Below are 16,825 nucleotides of genomic sequence, written 5' to 3'. Positions count from 1 at the left end.
CGTGTCCCGCCAGGTACTCCAGGTCGATCCCGGTGGATCGACCGGCTTCCGCACGTTGGGGGAGGCACTCGGCCAGGCGCGCAGCGGCGCCGTGATCAGTGTCGCGCCCGGCCAGTATCCGGAGAACCTGGTGGTGACCACGCGGGTGACCATCGTGGCGAAGGAGGCGCGGGGCAGTGTGCAGATCTGCCCGCCGACCGGGACCGCCGTGCTGTTGCGCGCGGACACCATGATGCTGACCGATCTGGTGCTGCGCGGCCGGGACGACTCGGTGCCCGTGGTGGCCACCACCCGGGGCCAGCTGGCCATGGACGGCTGCGAGGTGGAGGGGGCCGCGTGGGCGGCGGTGCTGGCCAAGGACGCCGGTTCGCTGGCCATGCGGACCTGCCGGGTGCGCAATCCGGGCGGGGCCGGGGTGGTGATCACCTCCGCCGGGGAGTCCTCGGTGGAGTCCTGTGTGATCGAGCATCTGGGCACCTCGGGGCTGGTGATCGGTGAGGGAGCCCGGATCACGGTGCGCGGATGCAGTGTGCGCGACGCCCGGGGCAACGGCATCTTCGCGGGCGGGCAGGCACAGGGCCGGGTGGAGGACTGCGATGTGTCCTCGACGGACAAGCCGGGGATCGCGCTGGAGGAGGCCTGTGTCCTGACCGTGGTGCGCACCACGGTGCACGACACCAGCACGGGGGTGCATCTGGCCGGCACCGCGCGGTCGGTGCTGGACGAGGTGCGGGTGACCGGGACGCAGGCGGCCGGGTTCGTCCTGGCGGGCGGCACCGATCCGCAGCTGCTGCGCTGCCGGACCACCCGGACCCGGGGTCCCGGGGTGCTGGTGACCGACCGGGCGCGCGGCACCTTCGAGGACTGCTGGCTCACGGGTGCGGAACAGGCGGCGTTCAAGGCGATCGGGTCGGCGGCGCCGGTGGTGATCGGGCTGACCGTGCGCGACAGCGAGAGCGGCGTGGAGGTGGGCGAGGGCTCGGCGGCCGAGTTCGACCGGCTGGAGGTGCTGGATGTGCGGGGCGCGGGGGTGTCGGTGCGCTCGGGCGCCAATCCGCTCATCCGGCGGGCCCGCGTCCAGCGGCCGGGCGGCGACGGCGTCGTGGTCACCGAGGCGGCGCGGGGCCGGCTGGAGGACTGCGCGGTGGAGGAGCCGGGGGGCGTGGCGGTCAGGGTGGCCGACGACGCGAACGTGTATCTGGGCGGGGTGCGGCTGACCGGGCCGGCCGGCTGCGGTCTGCTGATCGGGGAGCGGGGCCAGGTCACCGCCCGTGACTGCGAGGTGAGCGCGGGGCAAGGTGTCGGGGTGCAGGTGGATCCGGGGGGTGAACTCACCGCGACCCGGCTGCGTGTGCACGGAGCCGGCGGGCACGGGGTGCTGGTGGAGGAGGGGGCGCGGGCCTCGCTCAGCTCCAGCGAGGCGAGCGGCTGCGCCGAGGACGGTTTCCGGGTGGCGGGCACCGGGCCGGTCTCGCTGGTCGACTGCACGGCCCGGGAGAACGGCGGCGGCGGTCTGGTGCAGACCCGCGCCGGTGACCGGCTGACCGTGGAGGGGCTGACCAGCACCGGCAACGGGCGCCGGGACGCCTGGGGCGACGGCACCGCGGAGGGGACCGATCCGGCGGGCGACCGGGGTGGCGCGGACGCGCTGCACGGGCCGCTGGCCGAGCTGGACCGGCTGATCGGTCTGGACAACGTCAAGCGTCAGGTCCGTACGCTCGTGAGTCTGACCCAGCTGGCGCAGCGCCGGGCCGAACTCGGTATGCCGGCCCCGCCGATGAGCCGCCATCTGGTGTTCGCGGGGCCGCCCGGCACCGGCAAGACGACGGTGGCCCGGCTGTACGGGTCGGTGCTGGCGGAGCTGGGGGTGCTGCGCTCGGGACATCTGGTGGAGGTCTCGCGGGCCGATCTGGTGGCGCAGGTCGTCGGCGGTACGGCGATCAAGACCACGGAGATCTTCCAGCGGGCGCTGGGCGGAGTGCTGTTCGTGGACGAGGCGTACACGCTGCTGTCGGACGGCCGCAGCTCGGGCGCGGACTTCGGCAAGGAAGCCGTGGACACGCTGCTGAAGCTGATGGAGGACCATCGCGAGGACGTGGTCGTGGTGGTCGCCGGGTACTCGGAGCAGATGCAGGACTTCCTGGGCTCCAACCCGGGGCTGGCGTCCCGGTTCTCCCGCACGGTGGAGTTCGAGAACTACACCGTGCCCGAGCTGGTGTCGATCATGGAGAGCCAGTGCGCCCAGCACCAGTACGAGTGGGGTGAGGGCACCCGGGAGGCGCTGGCCCGGCGGTTCGAACGGATGCCCAGGGACGCGGGGTTCGGCAACGGCCGCGCGGCCCGGCAGCTGTTCGAGGAGATGGTGGACCGGCAGGCGTTCCGGCTGGCGTCGACCGCCTCGGTCGAGCCGGGCGAGCTGGCGGTGCTGCTGCCGGCGGACATCGGCGACGAGGAGGCCGCGGCGGGCAAGGGCGCCGGGAGCGGGGCCGGGGTGGCGGAGAGCACGCCGCTGGAGCGGCTGGCCGACATGGTCGGACTGGGCGCGGTCAAGCGTGATGTCACGGATCTGGCGAATCTGCTGGCCACGACGAAACGGCGGGAGGCGGCCGGGCTGCCGGCGCCGAGCATCAGCCACCATCTGGTCTTCACCGGGTCCCCGGGTACCGGCAAGACGACGGTGGCCCGGCTGTACGCGGAGATCCTGGTCTCGCTGGGGGTGCTGCCGCGCGGACAGCTGGTCGAGGTGGCCCGCGCGGATCTGGTCGGCCGGTACATCGGGCACACCGCGCAGCTGACCAAGGAGGCGTTCGACCGGGCCCGGGGCGGGGTGCTGTTCGTCGACGAGGCGTACACGCTGACCCCGTCCGGGGCGTCCGGCGCGGACTTCGGGCGGGAGGCAGTGGACACGCTGCTGAAGCTGATGGAGGACCACCGTGACGAGGTGGTGGTGATCGTGGCCGGCTACACCCGGGAGATGGCCGCGTTCCTGGCCTCCAACCCGGGCCTTGCGTCCCGGTTCTCCCGATCGGTGGAGTTCGAGGACTACTCGTCGGACGAGCTGGTGACCATCGTGCGCCAGCACGCGGCCAGCGGGGGCTACGACTGTGCCGCCGGTACCGCCTCCCTGCTGCGGACCTACTTCGACACCGTGCCGCGCGACCACTCCTTCGGCAACGCGCGGCTGGCCCGCCAGGTCCTGGAGGGCATGATCACCCGTCAGGCGGGCCGGCTGACCACCGTGTCGGCGCCCACCCTGGAGGAACTGCGCACGCTGCTGCCGCAGGATCTGGCGGGCGTGGGGGTGATGCCGGCATGAGGCGTACGGACGGGGCGGACGCGACGGACGGGGCCGACGGGGCGGGCGGCACGCGCTGGAGGCGCGGGGCGGACACGCCAGTCACGACGGACGGGGCGGACGCGGCCAGTAGGGGGCGCGGGACGGACACCACGGGCCTGACGGACCGGGGGGACCTGGCGCAGACGACAGGCGATCGGCGCGGGACGGGTGCGACGGACAGCACAGATGTGACGGACCGAGCGAACCCGGCGCACTCGACAGACAAGAGGCACGGAACGGACCCGACGGACACCACAGGCATGACGGACCGGGCGAACCTGACGCACACGACAGGCGATCGGCGCGGAACGGGTACGACGGACACCACAGATGTGACGGACCGACCGGACCCGGCGCACACAGCGGACACCGCAGTCCTGACGGACCGGGCGGACCGGGCAGACCCGGCGCACACGACGGACACCGCAGGCAAGAGGAAACGGACGGGCGGGGCGGGCCCGGCCTCGGGGCGGGCCTGGGTCGTGCCGGTGGTGCCGCTGGCCGTCGCGCTGGCCGTCGCGCTCGTGCCGGTCGGGGCTCCGGTCGCGGTGGCGGCCCCGGGGGCCGCCGGTCAGGACGATCCGGTGGAGCTGCCCGTGCTGCCCTCGGTGCTGGACGCGGGCGCCCCCTGCACGGAGGGGTCGACGCAGGAGGTTCCGGACGAACCGCCGCAGCAGGCGTCCTTCGCACTGGACCGGGTCTGGCGGTTCGGCCGGGGCGAGGGCGTGAAGGTGGCCGTGGTGGACACCGGGGTCGCCGCCGACGCGCCCCGGCTCACGGGCCGGGTGACCGACGCGGGCGGGACCGAGGACTGTGTGGGACACGGGTCGTTCCTGGCCGGTCTGGTGGCGGCGGCACCGGCCGAGGGCACCGGGTTCACCGGGATGGCGCCCGGCGCGCAGATCCTCGCGGTGCGCGGGACCGACGCGCAGGGGGTGGCGGACGCCGCGTCGGTGGCGTCCGGCATCGAGGCGGCGACGGACGCCGGTGCCGAGGTCGTCCTGGTCGCGGCGGCGCTGGAGAAGGGCTCGGCGGAGCTGACGGCGGCGGTCGAGCGGGCGGTCGAGCAGGACGCTCTGGTCGTCGCGCCCGCCGCACCGGAGGTGACCGGCGCGAGCGACGGCATCGACGAGGAGGAGGCCGCGACGCCCCGGAACTACTGGCCCGCCGCCGCCCCCGGCGTCCTCTCGGTGCTCGGGTCCGACGCCGAGGGCGCCATCCTCGCCGGCGCCGCCGTCCCGCGCGAGGCGGATCTGTCGGCGCCCGGTGACGGAGTCATCGGCCCCGGCCCGGAGGGCGACGGCTACTTCATCGGCTCCGGCTCCTCCCTGGCCGCCGCGTTCGTCGCCGGTGCCGCCGCGCTGATCCGCGGTCATGAACCGGGCCTGACCGCCGAGGCCACCGCCGAGCGCCTGACGCACACGGCCTATCCGGCGGACGTGCCCCGCCTCGACCCCTACGCCGCGGTCACCGCCATCCCCTCCCCCACGGCTCCCGTCAGCCCGCCGCCCGCCGCCGTGCCGCCGGTCCGGATCGACACCGGGCCCGACCCGGAGCCCACACTCCAGCGGGCCCGTCTGCTGACCGCGGCCATCGCCGCCTTCGTGCTGCTCGCCGCGTGGGCCGCCGTGGCCGTGCCCCGGGCCCGGGCCCGTACCCGGGCGCGCACCCGGGCGGCGGAGGGCACCGCCCCCGGCTGACCCGCGTACGGCGCCCGGGGTTCGGCCCGGTGACCCGCCGAACGGTCCGGTGTGACCCGCAGAACGGCCCGGTGACGGGAAAGGCGGTCCGGTGAGCGGCGCGCTCACCGGACCGCCTTCTCGTGCGTCCGTCCCCGCTCTACGTCGCCGGTTCCCCGTCCGGCGGGGTCGGTGCGACGTACGGCGTCTGGATCAGCTGCGGCTTGCGGCGTACGACGTACTGGGCGCGGCCGGGCGGCAGGTGCTGGGGTTTGACGGTGCCGAAGAGATACCCCTCGGAGGGCGGGCAGGACAGCAGCAGGCCGGGCGTGTTGACCTCGTCGAGGCGGCGCAGCAGGGGGTCGTTGACCCCGCGGGCGGCGCCGGTCGCGGAGCGGGCCAGGACCACGTTGAGGCCGACCTCGTGGCCGAGGGCCAGATGCTCGAAGAGCGGCAGCAGGGGGTGGTCCATGGAGGTGCCGCCGCCGACCATGTCGTAGTCGTCGGCGAGGACGAACAGCCGGGGGCCGTTCCACCAGTCGGCCAGCCGCATCCGGGCGGGTGGGATCTCCTCGCCGGGGAGCCGGGTCCGCAGGGCCCGGGCGGCGCCCGAGACCAGTTCGCGCAGGGCGTCGGCGGCGACCGCGTGGCCCAGCCGGTAGGCGTCGGGAACGGTGTCGACGAGGTCGCGGCGGTAGTCGACGAGCAGGATGCGGGCCTCGTCGGGCGTGTAGTTGGCCATGATCGCGCCGGCCAGGTGGCGCAGCAGATTGGTCTTGCCGCTCTCGGTGTCGCCGATCACGATCAGGTGCGCGGTGCGTTCGAAGTCGTGCCAGACCGGGTTGAGGGTCTCCTCGTCGAGGCCGATCGGGAGGCGCAGCGCGGCCTGTTCGCGCTGGGCGGGCGGCAGCTGGGTGTGCGGCAGCACGGCCGGCAGGGTGCGCACCGCGTGGGCGGGTGGGCCCTGCCAGGCGTCGGCGACCCGGGTGACCAGGTCGGTGACGCCGTCGGTGAGGTCGTCGGTGGTGTGTCCTGCGTCGATGCGGGGCAGGGCGGCGAGGAAGTGCAGTTTGCCTTCGGTGGTCAGGCCGCGGCCTCCGCTGCGCGGCACGGTTCTGGCCTTGCGGACGTCGATGGCGGAGTCCATGGCGTCGCCGAGTTTCAGCTCCAGCCGGGTGGCGGCCTGGTCGCGGATCTGGGCGGTGAGTTCGACCCAGCGGCTGGTGGTGATGACGAGGTGGACGCCGTAGTTCAGGCCCTGCTGGGCGATGCGGTTGAAGGCGGGGATCATCCGGTCGAAGTCCTGGCGGACGGTGGCCCAGCCGTCCACCACCAGGAAGACGTCGCCGTGCGGTTCGTCGGCGAACTCGCCGCGTGCGCGGCGCCTGCGGTAGGCGGCCATGGAGTCGATGCCGTGGTCGACGAAGAGCTGCTCGCGGTGGTTGAGGACGGCCGTGACCTCGGCGACCGTACGGTTGACCCGTTCGGCGTGGAGGCGGCCGGCGACGCCGCCGACGTGGGGCAGCCCGGTGAGTGAGGAGAGGGTGCCGCCGCCGAAGTCGAGGCAGTAGAACTGGACCTCGCGCGGGGTGTGGGTCAGGCACAGGGCGGTGATCAGGGTGCGGACCAGGGTGGATTTGCCGCTCTGGGAGCCGCCCGCGACGGCGACATGGCCGGCGGACGTGGCCAGGTCCACCACGAGGGCGTCGCGGCGCTGGTCGAAGGGCCGGTCGACGATGCCGACCGGGACGGTGAGCTTGCCGGTGCCGGGCCATCCGGCGGCGGTCAGTCCGCGTTCGGCGCTGATGGTGAGGTCCGCCAGCAGATGGTCGAGGGGGTCGGGTTCGGCCAGCGGGGCCAGCCACACCTGGTGGGCGGGGGGTCCGGCGTCGCGCAGCCGGTCCACGGCGACGGACAGCAGGGAGTCGGCGCCCTCGTCGGCGCCGTCGGGTTCCGGCGTCCCGTCGGGTTCGGGCGGGGCGGCCGGGGTGCGCGGCACGACCCAGCCCGCCGTCCAGGGCACCACCTGCCCGGCGACCAGGGCCTGGGCGGCGGCGCCGCGCCGCTGCCGGTAGGCGCCGGAGACATAGGCGGCGCGGAAGCGGACGAGACCGTCGGTGCCGCTCTTGAGGTAGCCGCTGCCCGGTTGCGAGGGCAGTTCGTAGGCGTCGGGGACGCCGAGCACACCGCGGCTCTCGATCGCGGAGAAGGTGCGCAGGCCCACCCGGTAGGACAGATGGCTCTCCAGCTGGTGCATGCGGCCCTCGTCCAGGCGCTGCGAGGCGAGCAGCAGATGGACGCCGAGGGAGCGGCCGAGGCGGCCGATCATCACGAACAGGTCCATGAAGTCGCGGTGGGCGGCGAGCAGTTCGCTGAACTCGTCGACGACCACGAACAGACTGGGCAGCGGGACGAGATCGGCACCGGCGGCGCGGGCCTTCTCGTACTCCAGGGCGGAGGTGTGGTTGCCGGCCGCGCGCAGGAGTTCCTGGCGGCGGATGAGTTCGCCGTGCAGGGCGTCCTGCATCCGGTCCACCAGGTCGGTCTCGTCGGCGAGGTTGGTGATGACGGCGGAGGTGTGCGGGAGCCCGTCGAGACCGAGGAAGGTGGCGCCGCCCTTGAAGTCGACGAGGATGAAGTTGAGGGTCTCGGAGGAGTTGGTGAGGGCGAGCGCCAGCACCAGGGTGCGCAGGAGTTCGCTCTTGCCGGAGCCGGTGGCGCCGATGAGCATGCCGTGCGGGCCCATGCCGCCCTGCGCGGACTCCTTGATGTCCAGTTCCACGGGGGTGCCGTCGCCGCCGACCGCGATGGGCACGCGCAGCCGGGCGGCGCCGGTGCGGCGGGACCAGAGCGCAGCGGGTTCGCTGCGGTACAGATCGGCGATGCCCAGCAGGGAGGTGAGCTGGATGTCGGTGGCCAGGGGTTCGGCGCTGTCGCCGCCCAGGCTCATCCGGTACGGGGCGAGCAGCCGGGCCAGTGACTCGGCCATCGCCGGTCCCATGGTGTCGGGGCGGCCGAGGACGGTGGTCTGTTCCTTGCGTTCACGGTCGGTGCGCACCAGGGTGACCCGGTCGGGGCTCACGTCCAGTCGCAGGGTGGTGCGGCCGGGCCGCCAGGTGAGGCCGCCGGAGAGGTCGATGACGACGGCGTTGCGGTGGCCGGCCCCGTCGAGCCGGTGGTCGGCGGGGAGCGGGACGCCGTCGACGACGATCACGGTGAACGGCTCGTCGCGGCCTGGTTCGGCACCGGGGTCGAACACGGGCCGCTCCAGGAACTCGGCGCCCAGCAGGTCCTCCAGGTCGCCGAGCGCGGAGGCGATCATCCGGGCGGGCCCTGCGCCGTCCTGCTCGTAGGGGTGCAGGGTGTGCGGCAGCCACTTGGCCCACTCCCACTGGGCCCGCCGCTCGTCGGACACGCACAGCGCGATGTTGAGGTCGTCCGGGCCGTGCAGGACGGCGAGCTGGCCGAGCGCGGCCCGCACCATCGAGCGGGCGGTGTCCTCGTCGCCCCGCAGCAGTACCCGGGACCAGGAGCGCAGATAGATCGCGATGGGCTGGTCGGGCACGGTGGTGTAGGCGCGTACGAAGCGGCGCAGGGCGTGGGCGCACAGCGGTTCCAGGTCCTCGACCGGTTTGGTCGCGAGGGTGGTCAGGCGCAGGGCGAGCTGCTGGTCGCCGACGGCGAACCGGACCTCGCCGAAGTCCGGGTCGGTGGCCCGCCGTTCCCACAGCCGGCTGGTGCGCACCAGGGTGCGCAGGGCGTCGGGCGCGGGGTGGCGCCAGGCGAGCGCCTTCTGCTGTTCGACGACCGCGCCGCGTACCTTGCGCCGCATCTGGGTGAGGTAGCGCAGATAGTCGCGGCGTTCGCCGCGCAGCCGCTGCTTGCGTTCGCTGCGCCGTCTCATCCACTGGCCGATCAGCATCACCACGGCCGCGATCATCATCAGGCCCATGGCGACATAGGTGAACGTGCCGCCGCTGCTGCCGGGCGAGATGTACATCAGCATCATCGCCATGGACATCATGACCATCGGCAGATAGGTCCACACCGTGGAGGTGTCGGCGACGGTCTCGGCCAGTGTCGGGGGCTCCTGGAGGCTCAGTTCGCCTTCGGGCAGCTCCGGGCCCCGGCGTCTGCCGGGTCGGCGAAAGAGGACCACACTCAACGGACCGACTCCTTACACGTTCCCCGCGCGGGCACGACCGGACGGCGCCGCCGCCACGGTTCCGGCGTCCCGGAGCCCGGCACGCCGTGGGCGCCGGAGGCCGGGCCCCCGAGGAGCGGGGACGCCAGGACGCCGGGGCGCAGGGACGCCGGACTGCGGAACGCCAGAACAGTGGGACGGCATAACGGCATAACGCCGGGATGCCCGGAGTCCGGAACCCGGATTCCGGGACAATTCACCCCGATGCCGGGATAAATCGGCCGCCCGGGCCCGGCCGCGAGGATTCATTTGCTTAGCTGGGCTGGTATTCGTGAGTAGTCTGCACGCGGGTGTGACGCAATTCCAAGCCCGCCCCCACTCCGCGCCCGATGTTTTCCTGAGAAAGCGTGAGTCCCCAGCATGGCCGACATATCCACTGCGGGCCTGTGCCGCATCACCGTGCGCTCCCCGGAGCGCTCCATGGATCTCGCCGTTCCCGCCGATGTCCCCGTCGCCGATCTCCTGCCCACCGTGCTGCGCTACGCCGGCGCGGAGACCGAGGAGAACGGCCTGGATCACGGAGGCTGGGCGTTGCAACGCCTGGGCGAGGCGCCGCTGGACGAGGAGGCCACCCTCGCCACGGCCGATCTGACCGACGGCGAGGTGCTCTATCTGCGCCCGCGCACCGACAAGCTGCCCGAGGTGCAGCTGGACGATCTGGTCGACGGGATCGCCTCGACCATGCGGGGCCGGCACGGCTGGGGGGAGCGGGCCGTAGGGCTCCTGCTGCGCGGACTGCTGGCGGTGGCTCTCACCCTCACCCTGGCCGTGCTGGCCTGGCCCGGCGCCGGGTCCGAACTGCGGGCGGCGGTGGTGGCGCTCGCGGGCCTGCTGCTGCTGGCCGTGGCGGCGACGGCGAGCCGGGCGATGGGCGACACGGCCTCCGGCGCCGTGCTGGGCGCGGCCGTCGGACCGTATCTGGCGGTGGCCGGCTGGCTGCTGCCGGGCGGGCAGATCACCGGCGCGGGGGCGCACGAGGTGTTCGGCGCCAAGCTGCTGGCGGCGGGGGCCGCCGCCGGGGGCGGCGCGGTGCTGGCGCTGGCCGCGGTGGCGCTGTTCACGCCGCTGTTCACGGGCGTGCTGCTGGGCGCGCTGGCGGCCGCGACCTGCGGCGCGCTGATGAGCTTCGCCGGGCTGGACCCGGACGGCGCGGCGACCGCGGTGGCCGCCGTCGGGGTCGCCGTGGGCGCGTTCGTGCCCACCCTGGCGTTCAAGCTGGCCGGGCTGCGGATGCCGTTCCTGCCGTCGACGCCGGCGGAGTTGCAGCAGGACATCGAGCCGTACGCGGGTCAGACGGTGGCCGTGCGGACGGCGCTCGCGGACATCTGGATGACGGCGCTGTACACCACGACGGCGGTGGTGGCGCTGGCCTGCACCGCGCTGCTGGCCTACCACCCGGACACGGCGGAGGCGGTGACGGCGGTGGTGCTCTGTCTGCTTCTGCTGCTGCACGGCCGGGGCCTCAACAGCGTGCCGCAGCGGCTGGCCCTGGTATCGGCGGCGGCCTGCGGGCTGGCCATGCTGACCCTGGCGGCCGGACACTCGCTCGGCGACGCGGGGCGGCTGGTGCTGGGCGGGTCGGCGCTCGCGCTGTGCGCGGCGCTCGCGGTCGCGGCCTCGACGCTGCCCGGCCGGCGGCTGTCGCCGTACTGGGGGCGGGCTGCGGAGCTGCTGCACAGCGCGCTGGCGCTGGCGCTGCTGCCGCTGACCCTGTGGGTGCTGGGCGTCTTCGGCGCCCTGCGCGGGATGAACGGCTGAGGGGGGCGGCATGCAGTCCAAGCGTGATCAGGTCCAGGCCCATATGTTCGTGATGGGCCGGCTCAACTCGGGAATGCTGCTGGCCGAGCCGGACGCCCCGGAGAGCCCACTGAGCCGCACCACCAGGGGACTGGTGTACGGCCTTGTCATCACGGTGCTGATCGGCGCCGGGTCGTTCCTGTACGGGGTGATCTCGCCCGGCGGGAACGACACCTGGCGCGCGGAGGGCACCCTGGTGGTCAACCGGGACACCGGCTCCCGCTATCTGTATCTGGACGGCCGGCTGCGTCCCGTCGACACCTACGCCTCGGCGCTGCTGCTGGCCGGCGCCGACCTCACCACGGTCGATGTCGGCACCGCCTCGCTCTCGGACACGCCGCTCGGGGCGCCGCTCGGCATCCCGGGGGCGCCGGACCAGGTGCCCGCCGCGGACGCCCTGGCGGGCGGGGCGTGGCAGGTCTGCTCGGTGCCGGTCACGGGCGCGGGGGCGGACGCCGCGGCCGCGACGGTGCTCGCCGTGGGCGCGGTCGCGGACGGGTCCGATCCGCTCGGCGCCGACGAGGGGCTGCTGCTGGCCGGTCCCGACGGCACGCTCCACCTCATGTGGCACGGCAGCCGGCTGCGCCTCGACCCGGACTCCGGGGCGCCCGAGGCGCTCGGCTACGGCACGGCCACCCCCCGCCCGGTCTCCCGGGCGTTCCTGGACGCGCTGGCCGCGGGCCCGGACCTGGCCGCGCCGGAGGTGCCCGGGCGGGGCACGGACGGTCCGGATCTGGGCGGTGCCCCGACCCGGGTCGGGCAGGTCTTCGAGGTCCAGGTCCCGGGCGGCGACGCCGGCTGGTATCTGCTGGGCGAGGACGGGCTGACCCCGCTCACCGACACCACGGCCGCCCTGGTGCTGGGCGACCCGCGCACCCGTACGACGGCCTACGAGGGACAGGCCCCGGCGGTGCGCACGCTGGGCTCGGACGTCCTCAAGGAGCACCTCGCCCCGGCGGGCGCCCTGGACAGCGGCGCGGCGGCGGCGGTTCCGGCCGCGCCGCCCCGGCTGGTGCCGGTCCCCGAGGGCGGGGCGGCCTGTACAGCTCTTGAGCCCGGTCCGGACGGCACCCGGCTGTCCGGGGTGCTGGTGGCGGCCGAGGCGCTGACGCCCCTGGTGGCGCCGGGGGACCCGGACCGCGAGGCGGCCTGTCTGCCGGTGGACGGCGTGGTGGTCCCGCCGGCCGGCGGCGACCTGGTGCGTGCCCTCGGTGCCGGGGGCGGAGCGCTCGGCGACACCACGTACCTGGTCACCGAGGAGGGCACGAAGTACCGGGTGAGCGACGACGAGGCGCTGGCGGCGCTCGGCTACACCGCGTCCGACATGGCGGCCCTGCCCTCGACGCTGCTGTCGATGCTGCCCACCGGCCCGGACCTCGGCACGGAGGCGGCGAGCACGGGGACGGCCCGGGTGACGGCGCCGGACTGCGGATGACCCGACCGCCCCCTTCACCCCTCGCCCCCAATCTCTCCACATAACTCGCACAATCTCCACCCCTCCCCCTCCCCGCCTCTCTATTTCCCTGGAAATCTCTAAAATATAGAGATCCGTCGAGCAGGGTCGCGTGGAATTTGAGCTTTACAAGAGCTTCGGCCACCCAAGCCCGTCCTTTGCCCAGTAATTACCTGCCCTTTAGATTCAATCAGCCTGGCCAGGTATTCTGCATTCCGGCAGACCCATCGCGGGACCACTCGAAGGACGCCGAGGGGAATCCGCCCGAGACCCGAATTCCCGTCCGGGACCGCCCTGTGGCGGTCCGCACCCCCCTCACGTGAATTGGAGAACGCCATGTCTCAGCTCCAGACATCGACAACGGAAGGCACTCAGAAGGGCCTCATGGCCCTGGAGACCGCCCAGCAGGGCATCAAGCGCTGCGACGACGATGTCCAGGCGACCCGGATGAACCTGGCCGCCGGCTACCAGGGCTCCGACGGCGGCGAGTTCGGCCGGCTGATCGACAAGTGGCACGAGCAGGCGCTGATCATCCAGAAGAACATCCAGGACATGATCACCGCGCTCCAGACCACCGACCGGACGCACACCGAGACGCAGAGCGCCGCCGTGGAGGCCGTCGTCAACGCCTCCGGCAAGTCGGACGCCGCGTTCGCCGCGATGGTCGGCTGACCCTCCCCACCACTGTCTCCCCCTCCCGAAAGGACCTGTCATGCCCGACGCAAGTGTGTACGGCGACGGCGTCATCTATGTCAGCTACTCGCACATGGACAACGCCGCCGACGACCTGGTCACCCAGACCGCGGCCATCGCGCGGACCCTGGAGGAGCTGAACATGGAGCTGAACGCTCTGGTCACCTCCTGGGAAGGTGACGACCAGACCGTCTACGTCCAGAAGCAGACCGCCTGGAACAACGCCGTCACCGAGATGGAGAACCTGCTCAGCTCGCACGCGGTGCTGCTGACCGACATCTCCGGGAACTACACCTACAGCGAGCAGTCCCTGGCGTCGATGTGGTCCGACGTCGCCATCGGGACCTGACCCGTACCGACCCGTACCGCCCTGACCGCCGTCCTGCCCCGCGTCCCCGACGAGGCCGTGACGGCGGCTCTCCCTCCACCGCGGCAGGAGCCTCGCGATGCCCGATCTGACCTATCTGGACTCCGCGTCCCTCAACACATTCCTCCAGAACGACGTCAAGGACTTCATCGCGGATCTCGTCGCCATCCGCGCGGACGATCCATCGGGCGTCCCGGCGGTCAAGAGCCTGGTGGAGGGCAAGCAGTACCCCGAAACCCTTCAGCAGAACCCGCTGCTGGCCATCGGCCTGATGGGCGGCAGCGACGAGGTCCACGGCCAGTCACTGCTGGCCGTCGTGGGATCGGCGGCCGGCTCGGTCGACGGCATCCTCGCCTTCCAGCAGCAGCTGTTCGACGAGATCAGCGACGATCTCCAGAAGACCATCGACACCCTGCTCACCACCCAGGGCACAAGCCTGGAGGCGATCGAGGGCCAGGAGCTGCTGGACATCTTCTCCGATGTCGACGGTCTGATGGCGAACGGCGCCACCGGCACGACCACCGGGACGACCACCGGCGGTCTCACGGCGGCCTGACCGCGCCGCCGCCCTTCCCTGTCGTACCGGTCCCACCTGTCTTCCCCCTCCTTCCCGGATTCTCCGCCACCCCTCGCTGTTCGTCCCACGGAGTCCCCCCATGCCCGATCTGGCCACCGAGCCCTATGACGCGGACGACTACTGGGGGAAGGCGGTCAACTTGATGACCGGCTTCCCCATGCCCGCGCGCAGCACGCTCTTCGACAGTCTCACGAGCGCGGACGGGATCCCGTTGTTCCACACGGAGATCGAGGAGTACAACCTCAACTACGGTTCCGAGAGCACCCTCTCGCCCGTACGGCAGGAGGACATCGGCTGGCAGGTGGGCACCGGGTTCGACTACAGCCTCGTCTACTACAGCCAGAGCCCGATCCGGGCCTGGCGGGCGCGGATCGTCTTCATCGGCGTCGGCCTGACGAACGGCACGGCCGATCTGCTGGATCCCGGGCAGATCGCCGTCGGGAGCGAGTTCACCGGAGGGGCCGGCACCGAGTGGGACATCGGCCCGCTCAACAACTACATGGGCGGCCCCAAGGTCGCCCTGGATGCCCTCCTCAACAACACCGGCCCGCACCCGTACTCCACCCGGGACGTCGCCTTCAACGGCGGGAGCATCGCCGACGCCAGCGCGGTGGACCTGATGTCCTTCGAGCGCACCGCCCAGGCCTTCGACCGCGCGGCGGCCTTCTTCGCCCAGCACGACCAGACCCTCGCCCAGTGGGAGGAGAGCCTCGGCGCGGAGCAGGCGGCCTGGAAGGGACAGGCGGCCGGGGTCTTCCACAATCTGATCCAGCTCACCCACCGGAACTACACCGGCTACGCCGAGCAGACCGGTGGCACCGGTTATACCGGCTCACACGGTCTCCTCGGGGGATACCGGCCCACCTCGACCTACGGGGACGCCGTCGCCGCCGCCCAGGAGCAACTGGTCCTCAACGCCGGCACCCTCCAGACGGCGTGGCAGAACTGGGCGGCGACGGGCTGGCACTCGCCCCAGCGGGTGCTGCTCGACATCCTGGACATGGTGGCCAGCTATTTCATCGCCAACAACCTCCAGAAGGTGCAGATCAGCAGCGACGGTGACGTGGTGTTCGAACCAGGGTTCACCGAGGCGCACCCGCTGCTGGGCACCACCCGCGACAGTTCGTTCTGGGTGAACCTGGGGAACGAAGCGGTGCGGACCTGGAACCAGACCGTCGAGCAGTATCTCGTCCAGCCCGCGACCCAGGCCCTGGCCGGCCTGAACAACGGCTGGATCGACGCGGGCACCCCCTTCGCGACGCCGGTGACCTCGGTCAACACCCAGACCCTGAGCACGGGGTACGCCGCCGAACTGTCCGAGCTGAGCGCGGACAGCCTCAATGACACGCTGACCGGGCTGGGCGACGGATTCACCGACGGGCTCACCGGACTGTCCGACGGCCTCACCGACGGGCTCACCGGACTGGGCGATGGACTCACCGACGGGCTCACCGGACTGAGCGATGGGCTGAACGACTCCCTGACCGGCCTCGACGAAGGTTTCGGTGACCTGAGCAGCGGGCTCGGCGACGCCCTCGGTACCGGAGACGCCGGCACGGTCGACATCAACAGCGGCCTCACCGACCCGCTCACGGCGACGAGCGCGGGCGGCGAGATCGGCGCGCTGGACGCCCTCACCGACCCCGATGCGGGCCTGACCGACCCCAACGCCGGCTTGACCGACCCGGGGGCCACGTCCACCGACCCCGGCGGCGCCCTCACGGATATCACCGACGCCCTCGCCGACCCGGGCGCCGGAGCCACCGACCCGGGCGGTACGGTCACCGACCTCAACACCGCCCTGGCCGACCCCGGTGGGCTCGATACCACCGACCCGGGCCTGCTCGGCACCACCGACCCCGGCGCGACGGACGGTGCCATCGCCGCCCCGACCGATCTCAACACCCTGCTCGGCACCCCGGCCACCCCGCTCCCCGGCGCCACGGACCTCACCGGCACCGACCCCGGCGCGACGGGCGCCCTCACCGACCTCAACGGCGCGCTCGGCGAGCCCGTGACGACCGACGCCGGCGCCACCGCGCCCCTGCCGTCTCTGCTGAGCCCCGCCCTGGGGCCCGTCAGCCCCACTTCACCGGGTACGACCACGGACGACGACAAGGCCGCGGTCCCGACGCTGATCAATCCGGACGGCAGCACGACGACGCTGAACGACGACGGCACGCTGACGATCACGTCCCCGGACGGCACCACCACCGAGATAGACCCGGCGACGGGCCTGGCGACCACGACCCCCACCGACGGGGCGCCGACCTACACCGATCTCAACTCGGATCTGCTGACCAACCCGGGCGGCTCGATCACCGCCCTCAACCCGGACGGCACCCTCACCACGACCGACCCCGACGGCACGGTGACCGTCTTCGACCCCGACACCGGACTGTCCACGGTCACCGACCCCGACGGCACCGCGACCATCACCGACCTCAACAACGGACTCAGCACCGAACTGGGCACCGGCTCGGCCGTCTCCACGATCGACGAGGACGACGCCCTCGCCACCCTCTTCCCGGACGGCTCCGAGACCGTCTTCGACCCCGACACCGGGCTCGCGACCACCACCGACCCGAGCGGCACGACGACGGTCACCGATCTCAACACCGATCTGCTGACCAACCCGGACGGCTCGATCACCGGCCTCAATCCGGACGGCACCCTCACCACGACCGACCCCGACGGCACGGTGACCGTCTTCGACCC

9 protein-coding genes are annotated in these 16,825 nt (G+C 72.8%); 8 read left to right on the top strand and 1 reads right to left on the bottom strand.

Features of this window, described 5'->3' with window-relative positions:
- Position 1: 1 nt before the first annotated feature.
- Both ACFRFC_RS01435 and ACFRFC_RS01430 read left to right on the top strand, forming a co-directional pair.
- Positions 2 to 3,316 (top strand): right-handed parallel beta-helix repeat-containing protein, encoded by a 3,315-nt coding sequence (locus ACFRFC_RS01435; protein ID WP_382679925.1) that lies wholly within the window; start codon positions 2 to 4, stop codon positions 3,314 to 3,316.
- Between the two features lie 353 nt (positions 3,317 to 3,669).
- On the top strand, positions 3,670 to 5,037 hold the full coding sequence (locus ACFRFC_RS01430; RefSeq protein WP_382679923.1) for a S8 family serine peptidase: 1,368 nt from the start codon (positions 3,670 to 3,672) through the stop codon (positions 5,035 to 5,037).
- A gap of 139 nt (positions 5,038 to 5,176) precedes the next feature.
- Here the strand turns inward: ACFRFC_RS01430 and eccCa are convergent, their stop codons facing one another.
- On the bottom strand, positions 5,177 to 9,181 hold the full coding sequence (gene eccCa / locus ACFRFC_RS01425) for a type VII secretion protein EccCa (protein ID WP_382679921.1): 4,005 nt from the start codon (positions 9,179 to 9,181) through the stop codon (positions 5,177 to 5,179).
- A gap of 399 nt (positions 9,182 to 9,580) precedes the next feature.
- Between eccCa and eccD the strand changes: the two genes are divergently transcribed.
- From eccD to ACFRFC_RS01395, 6 genes are all read left to right on the top strand, one after another.
- Positions 9,581 to 10,978 carry a type VII secretion integral membrane protein EccD gene (gene eccD, locus ACFRFC_RS01420; RefSeq protein WP_382679919.1) on the top strand — a complete coding sequence of 466 codons (1,398 nt, stop codon included), beginning with the start codon at positions 9,581 to 9,583 and terminating at the stop codon, positions 10,976 to 10,978.
- 10 nt (positions 10,979 to 10,988) lie between these two features.
- Positions 10,989 to 12,452, top strand: a complete 1,464-nt coding sequence (eccB, locus tag ACFRFC_RS01415) for a type VII secretion protein EccB (RefSeq protein WP_382679917.1) — start codon at positions 10,989 to 10,991, stop codon at positions 12,450 to 12,452.
- Positions 12,453 to 12,854: 402 nt separating this feature from the next.
- A complete protein-coding gene (locus ACFRFC_RS01410; protein ID WP_382679915.1) occupies positions 12,855 to 13,142 on the top strand; it encodes a hypothetical protein in 288 nt (95 codons plus the stop codon).
- A 40-nt stretch (positions 13,143 to 13,182) separates the two neighbouring features.
- A complete protein-coding gene (locus tag ACFRFC_RS01405; RefSeq protein ID WP_382679913.1) occupies positions 13,183 to 13,512 on the top strand; it encodes a WXG100 family type VII secretion target in 330 nt (109 codons plus the stop codon).
- A gap of 97 nt (positions 13,513 to 13,609) precedes the next feature.
- Complete coding sequence (locus tag ACFRFC_RS01400; protein ID WP_382679911.1) at positions 13,610 to 14,086, top strand: type VII secretion system-associated protein; 477 nt, start codon at positions 13,610 to 13,612, stop codon at positions 14,084 to 14,086.
- 100 nt (positions 14,087 to 14,186) lie between these two features.
- On the top strand, positions 14,187 to 16,825 hold a 2,639-nt coding region (locus ACFRFC_RS01395; protein WP_383112574.1), incomplete at its 3' end, for an AAWKG family protein.

Source organism: Streptomyces sp. NPDC056734 (genome assembly GCF_042790455.1).
In the GTDB taxonomy this organism is placed as follows: domain Bacteria; phylum Actinomycetota; class Actinomycetes; order Streptomycetales; family Streptomycetaceae; genus Streptomyces.
This window is presented reverse-complemented; position numbering and strand designations above follow the sequence as displayed.